General features: G+C 69.9%; 18 protein-coding genes and 1 tRNA gene. 8 read left to right on the plus strand and 11 right to left on the minus strand.

What is annotated here, in order from left to right:
• Positions 1-6 precede the first annotated feature (6 nt).
• Both AC5RVV_RS01595 and AC5RVV_RS01600 read right to left on the minus strand, forming a co-directional pair.
• Positions 7-1,353: an RNA polymerase sigma factor gene (locus AC5RVV_RS01595; RefSeq protein WP_493999697.1), complete on the minus strand. Its 1,347-nt coding sequence runs from the start codon at positions 1,351-1,353 to the stop codon at positions 7-9.
• A complete protein-coding gene (locus AC5RVV_RS01600; RefSeq protein ID WP_493999698.1) occupies positions 1,311-1,754 on the minus strand; it encodes a YciI family protein in 444 nt (147 codons plus the stop codon). The genes AC5RVV_RS01595 and AC5RVV_RS01600 overlap by 43 nt, the downstream gene beginning before the upstream one ends.
• Before the next feature lie 152 nt (positions 1,755-1,906).
• Between AC5RVV_RS01600 and AC5RVV_RS01605 the strand changes: the two genes are divergently transcribed.
• Entirely contained in the window at positions 1,907-3,136 is a 1,230-nt protein-coding gene (locus AC5RVV_RS01605; RefSeq protein ID WP_493999699.1) for a kynureninase, read from the plus strand.
• On the opposite strand, the gene AC5RVV_RS01610 is transcribed toward AC5RVV_RS01605, so the two are convergent.
• From AC5RVV_RS01610 to AC5RVV_RS01630, 5 genes are all read right to left on the minus strand, one after another.
• Positions 3,133-3,645: a GNAT family N-acetyltransferase gene (locus AC5RVV_RS01610; protein ID WP_493999700.1), complete on the minus strand. Its 513-nt coding sequence runs from the start codon at positions 3,643-3,645 to the stop codon at positions 3,133-3,135. The genes AC5RVV_RS01605 and AC5RVV_RS01610 overlap by 4 nt on opposite strands.
• A gap of 57 nt (positions 3,646-3,702) precedes the next feature.
• A complete protein-coding gene (mshA, locus tag AC5RVV_RS01615) occupies positions 3,703-4,935 on the minus strand; it encodes a D-inositol-3-phosphate glycosyltransferase (RefSeq protein ID WP_493999701.1) in 1,233 nt (410 codons plus the stop codon).
• Between the two features lie 118 nt (positions 4,936-5,053).
• Positions 5,054-6,325 carry an FAD-dependent oxidoreductase gene (locus tag AC5RVV_RS01620; protein WP_493999702.1) on the minus strand — a complete coding sequence of 424 codons (1,272 nt, stop codon included), beginning with the start codon at positions 6,323-6,325 and terminating at the stop codon, positions 5,054-5,056.
• Positions 6,309-7,034: a class I SAM-dependent methyltransferase gene (locus tag AC5RVV_RS01625; protein ID WP_493999703.1), complete on the minus strand. Its 726-nt coding sequence runs from the start codon at positions 7,032-7,034 to the stop codon at positions 6,309-6,311. The genes AC5RVV_RS01620 and AC5RVV_RS01625 overlap by 17 nt, the downstream gene beginning before the upstream one ends.
• A 17-nt stretch (positions 7,035-7,051) precedes the next feature.
• Positions 7,052-8,227: a type III polyketide synthase gene (locus AC5RVV_RS01630; protein WP_493999704.1), complete on the minus strand. Its 1,176-nt coding sequence runs from the start codon at positions 8,225-8,227 to the stop codon at positions 7,052-7,054.
• A gap of 129 nt (positions 8,228-8,356) precedes the next feature.
• On the opposite strand from AC5RVV_RS01630, the gene AC5RVV_RS01635 reads away from it, so the two are divergent.
• Positions 8,357-8,863 carry a hypothetical protein gene (locus AC5RVV_RS01635; protein WP_493999705.1) on the plus strand — a complete coding sequence of 169 codons (507 nt, stop codon included), beginning with the start codon at positions 8,357-8,359 and terminating at the stop codon, positions 8,861-8,863.
• Positions 8,864-8,904: 41 nt separating this feature from the next.
• Here the strand turns inward: AC5RVV_RS01635 and AC5RVV_RS01640 are convergent, their stop codons facing one another.
• A complete protein-coding gene (locus AC5RVV_RS01640) occupies positions 8,905-9,456 on the minus strand; it encodes a flavin reductase family protein (protein ID WP_493999706.1) in 552 nt (183 codons plus the stop codon).
• Positions 9,457-9,570: 114 nt separating this feature from the next.
• On the opposite strand from AC5RVV_RS01640, the gene AC5RVV_RS01645 reads away from it, so the two are divergent.
• Positions 9,571-11,370, plus strand: coding sequence for a thiamine pyrophosphate-requiring protein (locus AC5RVV_RS01645; RefSeq protein ID WP_493999707.1), 1,800 nt, complete (start codon positions 9,571-9,573; stop codon positions 11,368-11,370).
• A gap of 73 nt (positions 11,371-11,443) precedes the next feature.
• Complete coding sequence (locus tag AC5RVV_RS01650; RefSeq protein WP_493999708.1) at positions 11,444-11,995, plus strand: DNA alkylation repair protein; 552 nt, start codon at positions 11,444-11,446, stop codon at positions 11,993-11,995.
• On the opposite strand, the gene AC5RVV_RS01655 is transcribed toward AC5RVV_RS01650, so the two are convergent.
• Positions 11,960-12,043: transfer RNA gene (locus AC5RVV_RS01655), tRNA-Leu, on the minus strand. The genes AC5RVV_RS01650 and AC5RVV_RS01655 overlap by 36 nt on opposite strands.
• 252 nt (positions 12,044-12,295) lie before the next feature.
• On the opposite strand from AC5RVV_RS01655, the gene AC5RVV_RS01660 reads away from it, so the two are divergent.
• Both AC5RVV_RS01660 and AC5RVV_RS01665 read left to right on the plus strand, forming a co-directional pair.
• A complete protein-coding gene (locus AC5RVV_RS01660; protein ID WP_493999709.1) occupies positions 12,296-13,600 on the plus strand; it encodes a M20/M25/M40 family metallo-hydrolase in 1,305 nt (434 codons plus the stop codon).
• Positions 13,601-13,632: 32 nt separating this feature from the next.
• On the plus strand, positions 13,633-14,790 hold the full coding sequence (locus tag AC5RVV_RS01665) for an acyl-CoA dehydrogenase family protein (protein WP_493999710.1): 1,158 nt from the start codon (positions 13,633-13,635) through the stop codon (positions 14,788-14,790).
• Positions 14,791-14,817: 27 nt separating this feature from the next.
• Here AC5RVV_RS01665 and AC5RVV_RS01670 read toward each other — a convergent pair whose 3' ends face one another.
• A complete protein-coding gene (locus AC5RVV_RS01670; RefSeq protein WP_493999711.1) occupies positions 14,818-15,051 on the minus strand; it encodes a DUF5703 family protein in 234 nt (77 codons plus the stop codon).
• Positions 15,052-15,103: 52 nt separating this feature from the next.
• On the opposite strand from AC5RVV_RS01670, the gene AC5RVV_RS01675 reads away from it, so the two are divergent.
• Positions 15,104-15,382 (plus strand): hypothetical protein, encoded by a 279-nt coding sequence (locus AC5RVV_RS01675; protein WP_493978463.1) that lies wholly within the window; start codon positions 15,104-15,106, stop codon positions 15,380-15,382.
• A 70-nt stretch (positions 15,383-15,452) separates the two neighbouring features.
• Here AC5RVV_RS01675 and AC5RVV_RS01680 read toward each other — a convergent pair whose 3' ends face one another.
• Entirely contained in the window at positions 15,453-16,388 is a 936-nt protein-coding gene (locus AC5RVV_RS01680; protein ID WP_493999712.1) for an aldo/keto reductase, read from the minus strand.
• A 198-nt stretch (positions 16,389-16,586) separates the two neighbouring features.
• On the opposite strand from AC5RVV_RS01680, the gene AC5RVV_RS01685 reads away from it, so the two are divergent.
• The gene (locus AC5RVV_RS01685; protein ID WP_493999713.1) at positions 16,587-17,411 is read left to right on the plus strand and encodes an undecaprenyl-diphosphate phosphatase; all 825 of its coding nucleotides are present in this window, start codon (positions 16,587-16,589) and stop codon (positions 17,409-17,411) included.
• Positions 17,412-17,472: the final 61 nt, after the last annotated feature.

Raw genomic sequence — 17,472 nt, forward strand, 5'->3', positions numbered from 1 at the left:
ACCGGGTCAGCCGGTGACGGCCCGGCGTTCGAGGACCTCCCGTTCGCGATCATTCTTCGCCAGTGCGGCGGCGGCGGCGAACTCGGAGCGGGCCTCGTCCGCCCGGCCGAGCCGGGCCAGCAGCTCGCCGCGGACGCTCGGGAGCAGGTGGGAGCCGCTCAGGGCGCCTTCCGAGGCCAGCCGGTCCACGATCGCCAGGGCGGTGGCGGGGCCGGTGGCCATGGACACTGCCACAGCACGGTTGAGCTCCACCACCGGGCTCGGCGCCACCCGGCCAAGCGCTTCGTAGAGCAGCACGATCTGCGCCCAGTCGGTGCCGGCGACGCTGGGGGCGGCCGCATGGCATGCGGCGATGGCCGCCTGCAGGGCGTAGCTGCCCCGGCCGCGGCCCAGCGCGTCGGCCCTGGCCAGGGCGGCTCGGCCGCGTTCAATCTGGGCGCGGTCCCAACGCGTCCGGTCCTGGTCGGCGAGCAGGACCGCGCTGCCGTCGGGCCGGGTGCGGGCGCCGAAACGCGACGCCTGGAACTCCATCAGGGCCACCAGTGCGTGCGCTTCAGGCTCCCGGGGCACCAGTGACACCAGGACGCGTCCGATCCGCAGGGCTTCGCCGGCCAGGTCAGACCGGATCCAACGGTTCCCGGAGGTCGCCGCGTACCCTTCCGTGAACAGGAGGTAGACCACCCGCAGGACGGCGCCCAGCCGCGGGCCCCAGTCGTTCGGTTCGGGGACTTCGAAGGGGACCTTCGCCGCGGCCAGGGTTTTCTTGGCCCGGACGATGCGCTGCTGCACCGTGGCCACCGGAATCACGAAGAGCCGGCCGATCTCCTCGGCGGACAGGCCGGCGACGACCCGCAGCGTCAGGCACACCTGCGCTTCCCGCGAGAGCACCGGGTGGCAGGCGGTAAAGACGAGCCGGAGCACGTCGTCGGGTACCGGGTCCCACCCCAGGTCTTCCTCGTCCCGCAGCCCGCGGGCCAGCACCTGGTAACGGTCCTCCAGGCGTTCGGCCCGGCGCCAGGAGTCGATGGCCCGGCGCTTGGCCACGGTGGTCAGCCACGCCGCCGGGTTGCTGGGGACGCCGGCGTGCGGCCACCGGGCCAGCGCATCGGCCACGGCTTCCTGCGCGACGTCCTCGGCGAAACCGACATCCCCGGTGGCACGGGCCAGGGCGGCGACAATCCGGGCGCCCTCGATCCGCCACAACGCATCGATCCGGCGCCGGATTGCCGCCTGGGCCTCAACCCCCGCCTCCCCGGGCGCCTGGGCCTCGGCTCCCGCCGCCCCGGGCTCCCGGGCCTCGGCTCCGGGGGTCAGGCGTTCTCCGAGCGGAGCCTCGCCTCTTCCTCGCGCCATCCTTCTTCCTTCCGGATGTACTCGTTGTCGGCGAAGTCCGCGAAATCGGCGGCCTCGGTCACGCGGCGGACCTCCAGCTTTGAGCCCGGTCCCAGCGGGCAGCGGCTGGCCCACTCCGCGGCTTCCTCCTTGGAGGCCACCTGGACGATCCAAAAACCGTTGAACAGTTCGTGCGTTTCGCCGTACGGGCCGTCGGTCACAATCGGCGGCTCCTCCGAGAAGTCCACGACGAATCCGCTGCCGTCGGAAAGATCCGCCAGGCCTTCTCCCGCCAGCATGACGCCGGCGTTGATCATCGCCTCGTTGTAGGCGCCCATCTTGTTGATCATTTCTTCGAACGGCATGGATTTGGACGCCTCAAGGGCTTCATCCGTGGACCGCATGATGAACATGTACTTCATGGCTTTTCTCCTTCTTGGAACGAGACGCAGGCATGCGCCTTCTACTATGCCGTCGAACGGGGGCCGTGGATATCGACATGCCCGGAAACTATTTTCGGAATCTTCGCGCCGCGGTTCGGCGGCCCCGCGGCAGCCGCCTCTATGCTTGCCGTATGACCAACGACGATCAGTTGCGTGACCGCGCCCGGATGCTTGACGCCGCAGACCCGCTGGCCGGATACCGGACCCGGTTCGCGGGCCACGACGACGACGCCGTCGTGGCCTACCTCGACGGCAATTCGCTGGGCCGGCCGCTGGCCGCCAGCATCGAGCGCGTCCGGGACGTCATGGCGCAGCAGTGGGGCGGCCGGCTGATCCGGGCCTGGGACGAGGTCTGGCTCCAGCTGCCGGAGCAGATCGGCGACGAGCTGGGCCGGGTCGTGCTGGGAGCCGCGCCGGGCCAATGCGTGGTGGCCGACTCCACCACGGTGCTGCTGTACAAGCTGGCCCGCGCCGCGATCGATGCGCGGCCAGGGCGACGGCGCATCCTGGTGGACCGGGACAATTTTCCGTCCGACCGCTTTATCGTGGAAGGCATCGCCGCCGAGTGCGGCCTGGAGCTGGACTGGCTCGAGCCCCCGCACGCCGGGGGAGTGACGGCAGAAGCGGTCCGGGCCGCCGTGGGGCCCGACACAGCGCTCGTGCTGCTCAGCCACGTGGCCTACCGCTCCGGCTATGTTGCGGACATCCCGGCCATCACCGCCGCCGCGCACGATGCCGGTGCCCTGGTTTTGTGGGACCTGTGCCATTCCGCCGGGGTGCTGCCCGTGGAACTGGACGGCTGGGGCGTCGACCTGGCCGCAGGCTGCAGCTACAAGTACCTTAACGGCGGTCCGGGCGCCCCGGCCTGGGCCTACGTGCGGACCGAGCACCAGCACCTGAGCCAGCCGATCCAGGGCTGGTTGGGCAGCGCCAAACCCTTCGAGATGGGTCAGGGGTATCAGCCGGCCGGCGGGATCCGCCGGTTCACGTCCGGAACTCCGCCGATCATCGGCATGACCGCCCTCCAGGACATGGTCGCCCTCATCGACGAGGCCGGGCTGGCGGCGGTCCGGGAAAAGTCGATCGCCCTGACCAGGTTTGCCGTCGAGGCCGTGCAGGAGGCGCTGGCCGGTTTCGGCGTAGCCATCGCCTCGCCGCTTGATCCGGCGGAACGCGGCGGCCACGTCACCATCGACCACCCGGACTTCAAGCAAATCACCGGCAGGCTCTGGGAGCAGGGAGTGATACCAGACTTCCGCGAGCCCGACGGCCTCCGGCTGGGGCTCTCGCCGCTGTCCACCAGCTTCCAGGAGGTGTGGCGCGGCATCGCCGCCATTCGCGCCGAGCTCGAACGGGTTTAGCCGCCCCGCCGGACCATCCGGATCTCGTGCAGGCCCTCCCACAGGCCGGTCAGGGGCTCGCGGCGTCCGTCCGGGCCGAATCCGTGCTTGCGGTAGAACGCCTGGGCGCGCGGGTTGTCCTCGAGGACCCAGAGCAGCGCGGGCCCGCCACCGATCGCCGCCTCCAGCAGTTGCCGCCCGAGCCCGGTCCCGTAGGCCTCCGCCAGCACGTAGAGCATCTGCAGTTCGTGCGGCACGCCGGCGTCGGCGTCGTCGTCCTGCACGGGGCCGCCGCCCGAGCAGCCGATGATCCGTCCGGCGGGGTCTTCGGCGACCCACAGCTCCGCCCCCGCCGCCAGCCCGCGCGACCACCAGTCGATCTGCTGGTCCCGCCGGGCCGCTTCGGCGGCGAAGAAGCTCTCCGGCCGCTGGGACGAGTATGTTTCCCGCCAGGCGGCGAGCTTCATGTCGAGTGTGGCCGGGATGTCGTCTGGGGTGGCGCGGCGGATGCGGAAATCGGGGGTTGGCACCCATGAATCCTAGCCGTGCGGCTGCCCGGATCCCAGATCATGCCGACACCGCAAGGCTCAGCGGCGGAAGTGGTCGACCGCGAGCTGGTAGCTGTGCGCCGTCAGCGCGGCGGTCTGCTCCCAGCCAAAGGACGAGGCGTGCACCGCGGCATTGGCGCCCAGCCGCCGGCGGAACTCCGGGTAGTCGTGGAGCTCGCGGAGGGCCCCCGCCCACCGGACCGGGTCGTGCCCGTCCACCAGCAGCCCGGTGAGCCCGTGGCTGACCGCCACCGGCAGCCCGCCCACGTTGGTGGCAACGACGGGCGTACCGCACGCCTGCGCTTCCAGGGCGACCAAGCCGAAGGATTCGCTGAAGGACGGGACCGCCACCACATCGGCGCTGCGGAAGGTGGCCGCCAAGGCCCGCGGCTCCACGGGGGGCGAGAGCGTCACGGTGTCCGCCAGCCCCAGCTTCCCGGCCAGCGCCGGCAGGTCAAGCCCGGCGGACCCGCTGATCTCGCCGATGATGGACACGCGCAGCCGGATGTCGGGCCGTTGGCGGCGCAGTTCGGCCGCGGCGGCCAGCAGGACCTGCGGCCCTTTCAGTACCTGGATGCGGCCGGCAAACACCAGGTGGAAGGTATCCGGGCCGATGCCCGCCGCCTCCCGGTCCGCGCGGCGGCCGTCGGGGCGGAAGGTGTGCAGGTCCACCCCGGGCGGGATCACGTCCACCGTCCCCTCGTCCGCGCCGTAGAGATCGACCAACTCGGCCGCCTCGGTCAGGGTATTGGCAATCAGCCGGCCGGCTCCGGACGCTATGGCTTGCTCCCCGTCGATCCGGGAGGCCGGCTCGGGCGGTTCGCCGGGCTGCAGGTGCAGGTTTTTGACCAGCCCCATCGTGTGCATCGAGTGCACCAGCGGAATGTGCCAGTCGTGCTGCAGCCGCAGCCCCACGGCACCCGAAAGCCAGTAGTGCGAGTGCAGCACGTCGTACCGTGCCCCGTCCTGCTGCGTGAACTGCCGCAGCGAAGCCTCCAGCGCGGCCAACCGCTGCGGCAGGTCTTCCTTGGTTACCGTGTCGGCGGGGGCTCCGTCCAGATGGATCACGCGGACGCCGGCCCGGGGATGTTCCACGGGTTCCTGCCCGTCATGCAGGGAGCGGGTGAAAACGTCGACGGCGGTGCCCAGCGCCGCCTGTTCCCGCGCCAGGGCGCGCACGTAAACGTTCATCCCGCCGGCATCGCCCCCGCCGGGGAGGGCCAGCGGCGAGGTGTGCAGCGACAGCACGGCGATGCGCTCCGCGCCGACCATGCCCACCTCCAGACCGTGTCAGCCGGGACGTCTCCGGCTCGGGAAAATCGACGTGCCGCCGAATTTGTCTAGCAGCCACTTTAGCCGCCCGGGTAGGCCCCGGCCGCTTGATGACGGATCAGTGCATGGTGAAGCGGCTGGCCACCGTGTCCTGCACTCCGGGGAAGCGGGTGAGCGTGCTGAACAGGCGGTTGCGGGCCGCGAGCACCGGCGGCGGCAACGGCCTGCCCAGGGCCATGTTGAGGTGCGCCTGCCAGACGGCGGTGTTGGCCGCCCGCCGCCGGTCCGCCTCGAATCTCCGCAACGCCATGCCCGTCGGCTCGCCCGCCAGGGCCGCGGCCACGATCGGAGCCAGGGCTGCGGCATCCAGCCAGCCCAAATTCATGCCCTGCCCGCCGATCGGACTCACCTGGTGTGCTGCGTCGCCGACCAGCGCGACGCGTCCGGCTACCAGCCGCCGCGGCGTCCGGGAGCTGACGGCGAAGGCGCTGAGCATGGAGCAGCTGCCGGGGTCCGGCCCCGTCCCGGTGCGCCGCGCGACCAGGGAGGCGAGGCCGTCCGGCGTCGGATGGCTGACCACGCCGGGCATCCTGGCCACCCAGCGCCGGGTACCCCCGGGGAGCGGGAAGGATTCGACGATGCCGCCGGCCTCCAAATAGAGCACGGCGGTGCTGCCGTCGCCGGTGGTGTCGGCGAAGTCTCCCATCAGGTAGGCGTCCGGATACACCCGCGTCCGCACCGGGACGCCGAGTTGGCGGCGCAGGGCGGAATAGGCGCCGTCGGCCGCCACCACCAGCCTGGCCCGCACCGTCTCCGCAGCGGCAGCCGGTGCCACGCCGGCAGCCGGTGCCGGAGCCCTGCCCGTGCCTTTGCCCGCCGCCGCCGGTTCCGGTCCCGCGCCCCGGCGACAGGACAACGTCACGGTCGCGCCGTCGTCGTACGCCCCCTGCACCGCCACCGCGCGGCGCACCGCCCCGGGACGCAGCGCCTCCAGCCGTTCTTCCAGCAGCCGTTCGGTGATGACCTGCGGCACGGCCAGCACGTAGGGATGCGCGCCGGGAATGCCGTCAAACGAGAGCGACGCGACGTCCCGGCCGCGGCTGCGGGCCACGCCCCGACGGATGCGGACGCCGGCCGCCAACAGCTCCGGACCCACGCCCGCGTCGTCGAGCACGGCCAACGCCGGCGGATGGATCCCGATCGCCCGGGAGTGGCTGCTGCGGGCGCTGCGCCGTTCCAGGACCGCGACGTCCACCCCGCGCCGGGCCAGCAGGATGGCCATCAGCAAACCCACCGGGCCGCCGCCCACCACGGCGACATCGAGCAGGCGGCCGCCGGGCGCTGCATCAGGCCGGCCCCGGGGGAGCGCCGCCTCAGGCATCGGGCTCATGGATCACCAGCTGGCGGAAACGCGAATCGGGCAGCACCCGCCACTCCGGCGGGACGGCGGCGCGCAATTCCTCCGGGGTGTAGCTGCGGCGGATGGAGGTCAGCCCGTCCCGGCGGATGAAGGAGCGGTGGAAAAACGGCAGCGTCCCGGCGGCGAACAGCACATATGCCGTGCGGCTGCGGATGATGTCGCTGTGGACTGCCAGGGCGCGCGACAACCGCTGCGAGTCCGCCAGCAGGCCTGCCAGCTCGGGGGCGGTCAGGTGGTGCAGCAAGTGGTTGGACACGACGGCGTCGAAGCTGCGTCCTTCGGCCACCAGCTCCGAACTGAACGCCTGCCGGAACTCGAGGCCCGGCGACCGCGGCCGGGACACGGCGAAGGCATGCGCGCGCGGATCGGGATCGATCGCCGTGATCCGCAGGTCCAGGCCGTCCCGGGCGGCCAGGCGGGCGAGCAGCCGGGGAACGTCGCCGCCGCCGGAGCCGATATCGAGCAGGGAGGGGGCCTCGAGGCCGGCCAGGCGCGGGCGGAGCAGGCGCCGGTAGATGCCGTGCCAACCCGACACCGCCCGGTTGATCAGCGGAAACTGAGCGTAGGTGCGCCGAAGCATCGCGGGGTCGCAGTCCGGCTTGTCCATTTCCTCCACGGCGTCCGTGGCGCGGAGGGCCAGGAACGTCGACGCCTTGCGATCCGGCAGGCGGGCGGCCACGGCGGTCCGTTCCCGCCCTACACCGCCGCTGCCGCGGAAACCTGGCGGGCCTCGAGGGTGGCGGCGGGCACGGTCTTGGTGAACAGGCCGGTTTCCACCGTCAGGCCCGGGCCGAAGGCCATCGAGCAGATCCGCTCCTCCCCGGACCCTGCCGGTTGCTCCAGGATGTGCTTCAGCACAAACATCACGGTGGCGCTGGACATGTTCCCGTACCGCCGCAGCGTTTCCCGGGCTGGCACGAGCTGTTCCCCGGTCAGCTCCAGCTTGGCCTCGACCTTGTCCAAGATGCTGCGGCCGCCCGGATGGATCGCCCAGTGCTCAATATCGCGGTATGGTCTTGCCGCCACGTCCGGTTCACGGGCCAGCAACGGCTCCAGCGCACCAACGATGTGTTCGTCGATAATGTGCGGAACATAGGTCCCCAGGACCATCTCGAAGCCCTCGTCACCGATGTTCCAGGCCATGGATTCCTCGCCGACCGGGGTGAGGACGGATTCGAAGTGATCCAGCCGGATGGCAGGCCCGGTCTCGTCCAGGCCGCGCCCGGTGATGACCGCTGCCGCCGCACCGTCCGCGAACAGGGAGGACCCGACAATGGTGTCCGGGTCGTTGGAGGTGCGCACGTGCAGCGTGCAGAGTTCTGCCGATACGACCATCACCACCGCCTGCGGATCTGCGTCGCAGAACGACTTGGCCGCCCGCAGGGCCGGGAACGCCGCGTAGCAGCCCATGAAGCCGAGATGGTAGCGCTGGACGGCGGGATTGAGCCCCAGCGCACGCACGATCTTGTAGTCGGGTCCCGGGTTGAAGAACCCGGTGCAGGAGACGGTGATGAGGTGTGTGATGTCCGCCGGGCCGATCCCCTCGCAGGAGGCAAGCGCCTTGCCGGCCGCCTCGATGAACAGCGGGGTTGCCTTGTCCGCGAAGATGTCGTTGCGCACCTTCGTGCTGGGAGAGAGCAGCTGCCGGGATTCGGCGTCGAAGAACACCGGGTTGTCCGCCCGCTTGGCCGTCGTGAGTTCCTCGACGGCGGTGTACCGGGTGTCGATGCCGGACTGGTCGAACGATGTGGTCACCAGGCGCTGTCCCAGGCGCGTCAGGCCCGGTTGCGTGGAGAACACGTCCCGCGCCTCCGACTGGATCAGGATGGTATCCGGAACAGCGGTTTCCAGGGCTCGCAGCGTGGCCGTCATAGTCCATTCATAGAGCAGGCAGCCGGGTAAGACAATGGACCGCCCGCCCGGCTCCCGGCTGAACCGCTACGTAATACGCGGTCGTCTTACCGGTTGACGGGCCAAGCCGGTACACAAGGAGCGGATCCGGTGGAGTACGAAATTAATTCCCTGCCGCTGCACGTGCTCCTGGTCCACGCCACCGTGGTGTTCGTTCCGCTGGCGGCGCTGTGCGTTGCGCTCACCCTGCTCTGGCCGGCGGTGAGGCGGCGCCTGGGGATTGCCACCCCGCTGATCGCCCTGCTGGCCCTGGTGCTGGTGCCGGTCACCCAACAGGCCGGCCACTGGCTGTTCCTCAGGATCGACCAGACGCCGCTGGCCGTCGAACACATGCGGTTGGGCGACATGCTGCTGCCGTGGGTGGCCGGTCTTTTCGCCGCGGCGCTGGGACTGTGGCTGTGGTTCCGCTACGGAACGACGGCGGACGCCTCCTCCCGGCGCAGGCTTGGCGCCGGATACCGCGTCATCGCGGCGGTGGTCGCCGCCGCCGTGCTGGCCGTGTGTGCCGGTGCCACGGTGGCAGTGGTGCTGACCGGCGAATCCGGAACACGGGCGGTCTGGGAAGGCGCCTACTCCGGGCCGCCGGCGCTGCCCTGACCAACTCCGGCCTCGCCGGCTCGGGCCGTGGCCCGGCGCTCCTAGCGGCCCAAACGCCGGTAGGAGGAGCCGAAGTGGATGAGCGGGTCGGCGCTTTCCGAACCGGCAGCGTCCCGGCCCATGGCCAGCACCTCGCCGACGATCAGCAGGTGGGTGGCCGCCGGATGCACCGCTGTCGTCCTCAACTCGAACCATGCCGGGGCGCCGCCGATCACGGCGGCACCGGTGGCCGGGCCGCGCCGGTACGCCACCTGGTTGAGCAGGCCTTCCATCGGATTGCCCGGGCTCGCCAGCCAGTTCGCCGTGCCCTGGTGCTGCGAGGCCAGCAGGCTCAAGGCCCAGGTCCCCGAGTCGGCCACGGCGTCGCAAATCCTCGACTCCTCGAAGAGGCTGACCAGCATGGTGGGCGGATCGTAGGACACCGAGAGATAGCCGCTGACGGTCGCCGCATAGTCCCGGTTCCGCCACCGCGTCGACACCACCGCGACGCCGGCGGCAATGTCGGCGCTGAGCGTGCGGTACAGGTCGATGTCCCGCTGATCCGCCGCGCCCTGCCTGACGGGATGGGCCGCCAGTTCTCCGTCCAGTTCCATGCCGCCATCTTTGCATGCCGGCCGCGGGGCGGCTCAGGGACGGTTCAAAACGGAGGCAGCGGATGATAGGGATGTTAAACAGTAAGCACCCTGAGAATTGCGAGTGGAGTGGATATGGCCCAGCGGCTCGTTGCAGACCTTATTGTCGATCGGCTTCGCGCGTGGCAGGTCTCGCGGATTTTTGGCTACAGCGGGGACGGCATCAACACGTTCATGGGCGCGCTGCGGCGCGCGGGGACGGTCGAATTCGTCCAGGCCCGGCACGAGGAAAATGCCGCCTTCATGGCGGTGGGGCACGCCAAGTACACGGGCGGGGTGGGGGTGGTCACGGCCACCCAGGGTCCCGGAGCCGTGCACCTGCTCAACGGCCTGTACGACGCCAAACTCGACAGCGTCCCGGTAGTGGCCATCGTCGGGCAGCAGTCGCGCACCGCGCTCGGCTCCGGGTACATGCAGGAAGTGGACCTGGCCAACCTGACGAAGGACGTGGCCACCTTCCGGCAGCAGGTGAGCACCCCTGAGCAGGTTCCGCTGGTGCTGGACCGCGCCTTCAAGGCGGCCCTGAGCGGCCGCGGCCCGGCCGTGGTGATCATTCCGCACGACATCCAGAAACTTCCCGCCCCCGAACTTGAGCACACCCATGGCGTGGTGACCACCGCGCCGATCTGGCGTGCCCCGCACGTGGTCCCGGACCCGGACGACCTGCGCGCGGCCGCGGACGTGCTCAACGCCGGGCAGCGGGTTGCCCTGCTGGTAGGACAGGGAGCGCGGGATGCCCGCGGGCAGGTGGTCGCGGTGGCGGAGAAGCTCGGGGCCGGCATTGCCACCAGCCTGCTGGGCAAACCCTATGTGGACGAGTCGCTGCCCTTCGCGGCCGGAACCATGGGGCATCTGGGTACCGCCGCCAGCGGCCAACTGCTGGGACACTGCGACACCTTGCTGATCGTGGGCTCCAATGACCCCTGGACTGAGTTCTACCCGCCGCCCGGTGCTGCCCGAGCGGTGCAGATCGACAATGACGCCAGTGCCATCGGCAACCGCTATCCGGTCGAGGCGGCGCTCACCGGCGACGCCGCCACCACCCTGGCGGCGCTGCTGCCGCTGCTTGAGGACCGCGCAGGCGGCGGGTGGCGCGAGCAGGTGGAAGGCTGGGTGCGGCAGTCTCGCGAGCTGTCGCGGCAGCGGGCCATGACGCCGGCGCAACCGGTCAACCCCGAACGGGTGGCCTTTGAGCTGAGCGAACGATTCCCGCCGGACGGCCTGCTCGCCGTCGATGTCGGCAGTTCCGTCTACTGGTATGCCCGGCAGCTGCGGCTGCCGGCAGGGGCCCAGGCGCACCTCTCCAGCACCTTGGCAAGCATGGGCTGTTCGATACCGTACGGCATCGCCGCCAAGCTGGCCGCCCCGGAACGGGTGGTTGTCGCCCTCACGGGAGACGGAGCCATGCAGATGAGCGGCCTGGCCGAACTGATTACCGTCGGCCGACTCTGGCAGCGGTGGATGGACCCTCGTTTTGTGGTGTGCGTCCTGAACAACCGGGAACTCGCCGAAGTGACCTGGGAACAGCGGGAGATGGAGGCCGAGCCGCGGTTTGCCGACAGCCAGGCCCTGCCCGATGTCGACTACGCGGGCTACGCACGGTTGCTCGGACTGCACGGGAAACGGGTCGAGGACCCCGAGCAGCTCGGGGCCGTATGGGACGAGGCACTGGCCGCCGACCGGCCGTATCTTATCGAGGTGCTCACCGATCCCGACGTTCCGCTGCTCCCGCCGTTCCCGGCCGGCCGGGAGAACGCGGAAACCATGCAGCGGACGCTGGATCAGGAAGGGCAGGCGGCCGAGGGCGCGAAAGACCTGCTGCGCACCTACACCGGCCAGGAAGAAGCCGGTCACGAACCGGCGCCCGGCCAGTAAGAAGCCGGCAACGATCGGGCATCCGGATAGGAGGGTAGCTGCCGGGACGGTGAGTGAATGAAAGAATTGCTGGATGAGCGAGGCGGCAGAATTCATCGACCGCACGTTGCGGCGGGAAGCCTCCTGGGCACGGGCGGAAGCGCAGAACGAGGCGGGCGACGGATTGCGCTACTACGGTGCGTCGGTCGGTGCGGTCCGGGGTACGGTCCGGGACGCCGGGCGGAAGTTCCGGCTGCTCTCGCACGACGAGGTGACCGCCCTCAGCTCCGAACTGTGGGCCCGGCCGGTCTTCGAGCGGCGCCTGGCCGCCGTCGTGCTGCTGCAGTCGAACCAACGCCTGTTGCGAAGCTCGGACCTCACCCGGCTGGAAGGCTTCCTGCGCGACGCGCGCCTGGCGGCCTTGGCGGACCCGCTCGCCATTGACGTCGTCGGTCCCTTGATCCAGGGGCTGACCGGCCGGTCCCGCATGCGTGCGGAAGCAATCCTCGATCGGTGGGCGGAAGACGAGGACCCGTGGCTGCGCCGGGCCGCCTGTACTCTTCGCGCGCTGCGGGCACAAAAAAGCCCCGGAAGTCCGGGGCTTTCTCTGTGCGCAGGAAGGGACTCGAACCCTCACCCTCAATAAGAGGACTAGCACCTCAAGCTAGCGCGTCTACCATTCCGCCACCCGCGCAGGTGGACTTTCGCCGGTTCTCCAGAGGCCCTCAGGCGCACCGATTCCGTCGAAAGCAGCGAGAAAAACTCTAACATGTTTTGCCCGAACTGTTGAATCGGGCCCTCCGTGCGCGCGACGGAGCCGGCACCGGGGCCCGACTCCGGCTGTACCAACTGCGGCGCCACCTGCGGCGCCTCCTGCGGACAGCTGCTGCCTTCGACCGCTCCCGCTCGTTAGGCTGGGGACAGACATCGATTCCGAGGAGCCTTCATGACTGTACCGAGCCCGCACGAAGAAGTGGCCCAGATCTGCCAGGAACTGATCCGGATCGACACCTCCAACTACGGCGGCAACGAGGGGCCGGGGGAGCGGCTGGCCGCCGAGTACGCGGCCGGTCTGCTGGAAGAAGCCGGACTGGCCACCGATGTGTTCGAGTCCGCGCCCGGCCGGACGTCGGTGGTCACGAGGATGGCCGGCACGGACCCCTCGGCGCCGGCGCTGGTCGTGCACGGCCACCTGGACGTGGTGCCGGCGCAAGCCGATGACTGGCAGGTGGACCCGTTCAGCGGCGAGGAGCGGGACGGCCTCATCTGGGGCCGGGGCGCCGTGGACATGAAGGACATGGACGCGATGATCCTCTCGGTGGCGCGGCACATGGCACGCAGCGGCACCCGCCCGCGCCGGGACATCGTCTTCGCGTTCTTCGCCGACGAAGAGGCCGGCGGCACCTACGGGGCGCGCTGGGCGGTAGAGAACCGTCCCGAGCTTTTCGACGGCGCCACCGAGGCCATATCGGAGGTGGGCGGCTTCTCGGCCACCATTGGCGGCCGCCGCGCCTACCTGCTCCAGACCGCGGAGAAGGGGATCGCGTGGCTGCGGCTGGCAGTCGCCGGCCGGGCCGGGCACGGTTCCCAGATCAACACGGACAACGCGGTAACCACGCTGGCGGCGGCGGTGGCCCGGATCGGGGCCCACCAGTGGCCAATCGAGCTGACGGACACCACCCGCCGGTTCCTCGACGGGGTGACCGAGCTGACCGGCGTCGAATTCGACCCGGACAACCCGGACATCCTGCTCAAGGAACTGGGCACCCTGGCCCGCTTCGTCGGCGCCACCCTGCAGAACACGTCCAACCCCACGGTGTTGAAGGCCGGCTACAAGGAAAACGTGATCCCCGGGCTGGCCGAGGCGCGGATCGACGCCCGGACACTGCCCGGACAGGAAGAGCTCGTGCTGGCCACCATCCGCGAACTGGCGGGCCCCGACGTGCAGGTCAGCTACGTGCACCAGGACAGGTCGCTGGAGGTGCCGTTCGCCGGGAACCTGGTGGACGCCATGATCGATTCGCTGGCGCACGAGGATCCGGACGCCGTGGTGCTCCCGTACACGCTCTCCGGCGGCACGGACAACAAGGCGCTGGCCCGGCTGGGCATCACCGGCTACGGCTTCGCTCCGCTGCGGTTGCCCGACGACCTGGACTTCACCGGGATGTTCCACGGCGTGGACGAACGGGTGCCGGTTGACTCGCTGAAGTTCGGCACCCGCGTCCTGCAGCGCCTGCTCACCACCTACTGACCACTTGGAACGACGACGAAAGGACCACCGGCATGCCCGCCAGTGTTGAAGAACTGCTCCCGGACGACCTGCTTGAGACCATCAGGGGCCGGGCCGCAGGTTACGACGAAGCGAACAGCTTCTTCCACGAAGACTTCGCCGACCTCGTCGAGGCGGGCTACCTGAAAATGTTCGTCCCGGAGGAAGACGGCGGCCTGGGCTACACCTTGGAGGAGGCAACCCGGGCACAGATGCGGCTGGCCACCGCGGCGCCCGCCACGGCGCTGGCCGTCAACATGCATCTGGTGTGGACCGGCGTCGCGCGGGTCCTCCAGGCCCGTGGCGACGACAGCATGGACTACGTCCTCGCCGAGGCCGGCCGCGGCGAAGTCTTCGGGTTCGGGGTCTCCGAGGCCGGAAACGACCAGGTCCTCTTCGATTCGCGCACCGTCGCCGCACCCCGCGGGGACGGCGGGTACGGGTTCACCGGCACGAAAGTGTTCACCAGCCTCTCGCCCGCCTGGACGCGGCTCGGTGTCTTCGGCCGCGACGATTCCGGCACCGAACCGCAGCTGGTGTGGGGGTTCATCGACCGGGACAAGCCCGGCTACCGGATCAAGGACGACTGGAACACACTGGGCATGCGCGCCAGCCAGTCCAACACCACGGTGCTGGAAGGCGCGGTCGCCGCGCCGGAGCGGATCTTCCGGAAACTGCCGGTGGGACCCAACCCGGATCCGTTGATCTTCGGCATCTTCGCGTGCTTCGAAATCCTGCTCTCGTCCGTCTATGCGGGGATCGGCACCCGGGCCCTGGACCTCGCGGTGGAAGCCGTGCACCGCCGTCGTTCGCTGAAAACGGGCAAAAGCTACGCGCAGGATCCGGACATCCGCTGGCGGGTGGCCGACGCCGCCCTGGCCATGGACGGGCTGTACCCGCAGCTGGCGTCCATTGCCCGCGACGTGGATACGCTGGCCGACCACGGCAGGTTCTGGTTCGCCAAACTGTCCGGCATCAAGATCAGGGCCACCGAAACCGCCAAGGACGTGGTGGAGAAGGCCGTACGCGTCTCCGGCGGCGGCGGGTACTTCCGCGGCGGTGAACTGGAGCGGCTGTACCGCGACGTGCTGGCCGGGCTCTACCACCCCTCGGACGACGAGTCCGCGCACAGCACTGTTGCAACGGCCTGGCTGGGGCCGCTGGAAGACTGACGCGGGCCGCGCACCGCCTGCCGGGGGTCAGGCGGTGCGTTCGACCTTCAGCACCCTGCGGCGGAGCCAGTACTTGCGGCCGCCGCCCAGGTACAACCGGGTCCGGACCAGATCCCACTTGCCGTACTCGGCGTGCTCGGTCAGCGCGCGGCGGGCCTCGCCGACGGATTCGTCTTTGTTCACGGTCAGGACCAGGTATTCGTACTGCCGGGCGTAGTCGCGTTCGCGGGTGACGGCGGCACCCAGAAATTGTTCTCTCATTGCCCTCCTGTTCTCTTCACTTATTCTCCACAATGCGGCTAACGTCTACAGCATGAGCATTGATCCGCGCGTCGCACTCGAGTCACTGGTTTCCGCCCTGCAAGAGCACCTGGCCGCCGCATCCAGCCGCCGGGGTGATGACGATCCTGCCGTGGAAGCGGCCTTCTCGTCCATTATGGAATCGTTCGAAACCTACGAGGACGCGCTCTACGATGCTTACGGCGAAGTTACCCCGCTGGTCATTTACGACGAGTCGGACGACGAGGGCATGGACGAGCCCGACGACGTGGTGGACCCCTTCGACGACGATCTGGAGATCGAAGAAAAGTAGCACGCCCCCGAGGCCGCCCGGACCCGATCAAGCGTTGACGGGCCGGCGCCGCCGCGCCCGGGACGGAACGTTACGGCGTGGAAATCTCGTCCAGCGCCTGGCCAATCGCGGCGGGCAGGGCGTCCAAGGGCGCCTTCAAGATTTCTGCCAGCTGGGCGGGGGTGCGGGGACCCACCACGGCCGTGCCGACGGCGGGCCGCTGCAGCACCCAGCTCAACGCCAGGTCCAGCGGCCGGACGTCCAGGCCGCGCGCCGCCGTGGCCAGCGCATCCACAATCCGGGCCGGCCGGCCGCTTAGGTACGGTTCCACGTACCCGGCGCGCTGCTCGGAGGCGGCCCGGGAATCGGCCGGAATGCCGGTGCGGTACTTGCCGGTCAGGACGCCGCGTCCCAGCGGCGACCAGGCCATCAGGCCCGGCCCGAGGGCCCGCGCCGCCGGAATGACTTCGTGTTCGGCCCGGCGGTGCAGCAGCGAATATTCGTTCTGCACCGCGACCAGCGGAACCGGGCTGATCGAGGCAGCCCGGGCCAGCTGCCAGCCGGAGTAGTTGGAGACTCCCACATAGCGGGCGCGGCCCGACGACACCGCGTGCTCGAGGGCGGACAGGGTCTCTTCCAGCGGCGCGCCGCCGTCGTCCCAGAGATGGACCAGCCACAGGTCCAGGTAGTCCGTGCCCAGCCGGGCCAGGCTGGCGTCCAGGCTGCGCAACATGGCGCCGCGGGACGTGTCCACCTCGCGCCGGCCCTCGCTGCGCGTCACGCCCGCCTTGGAGACCACCAGCACCTCCTGCCGGGGAACGAGTTCGCCCAGGAACGCCCCGAGCATGGCCTCGCTGCGGCCTTCGGCGTACGGCGCGGCGGTGTCCAGGAGGGTGCCGCCGGCGTCCAGGTAGGCGCGCAGCATGGTGCCCGCGGCCTCCTCGTCCGTTTCCTCTCCCCACGTCATCGTCCCCAGCGACAGCTGCGGGACCTTCAGCCCGCTGTGACCCAAGCGATTGTGCTCCATAAAGCCAGCTTATGGCCTGCGCTGCCGCGCCCTTGGCAGCGGCCCGCCGACGCAGGCGCGTGCCTCGTCCTCCCGCACGGGCAGCCCATCCGCCCCGGTCCCGCGCCGGGCACCCGGCGTCGTGCCGTGGGCGGATCTTCGCCGCCGCGGCTGTGTCCCTTTCCGTTCCGCGGGCCTTGGTGCCATAAGGTCGAGGATGTGAATTGGCTAGAAGCAATCATCCTGGGGCTCGTGCAGGGCCTGACCGAGTTCCTCCCGATCTCATCCAGTGCGCACCTGCGCATCATCGGAGAGGTTCTGCCCGGTGCCGCCGATCCCGGGGCCGCCTTCACCGCCATCACCCAGCTGGGCACGGAAACCGCCGTCGTCGTCTATTTCTGGCGCGATATCGTCAACATCCTCAAGGCCTGGTTCGGCTCGCTCACCGGCAAGGTGCCGCGGAACGACCCGGACGCCCGGATGGGCTGGCTGGTCATCATCGGCTCGATCCCCATCGGTGTGCTCGGGCTGCTGTTCCAGGACCAGATCGAATCCACCTTCCGCAGCCTGTGGATCGTGGCCACCATGCTGATTGTCTTCGGCGTGTTCCTGGCCATCGCCGACTCCATCGGCCGCCAGGTGCGCACGCTGGACAAGCTCACCTACAAGCACGGCATCCTGTACGGGCTGGCCCAGGCGCTGGCCCTGGTCCCGGGCGTCTCCCGCTCGGGCGGCACCATCACGGCCGGCCTATTGATGGGCTACACCCGCGAGGCCGCCGCCCGGTATTCGTTCCTGCTGGCGATTCCGGCGGTCTTCGCCTCGGGCCTGTACCAGCTGGCCAAGAGCTTCGGCGAGCCCGGGCCGTACGGGCTGGGGGAGACGGCGCTGGCCACGGTGGTGGCCTTCGGCGTCGGCTTCGTGATCATCGGGTGGTTCTTGAAGTATGTGTCCACCCGCAGCTACCGGCTCTTCGTCTGGTACCGGATCGCCCTCGGCGCGCTGTTGTTCGTGCTGCTGGGCGCCGGAGTCATCAACGCCTGACCTGCGGGAATTTATCCGGCTCCTGCATCCTTGAATGTTAGGAGCGTCATTTACGACGGCG

The organism is Arthrobacter sp. MDT2-34-1, assembly GCF_059091365.1.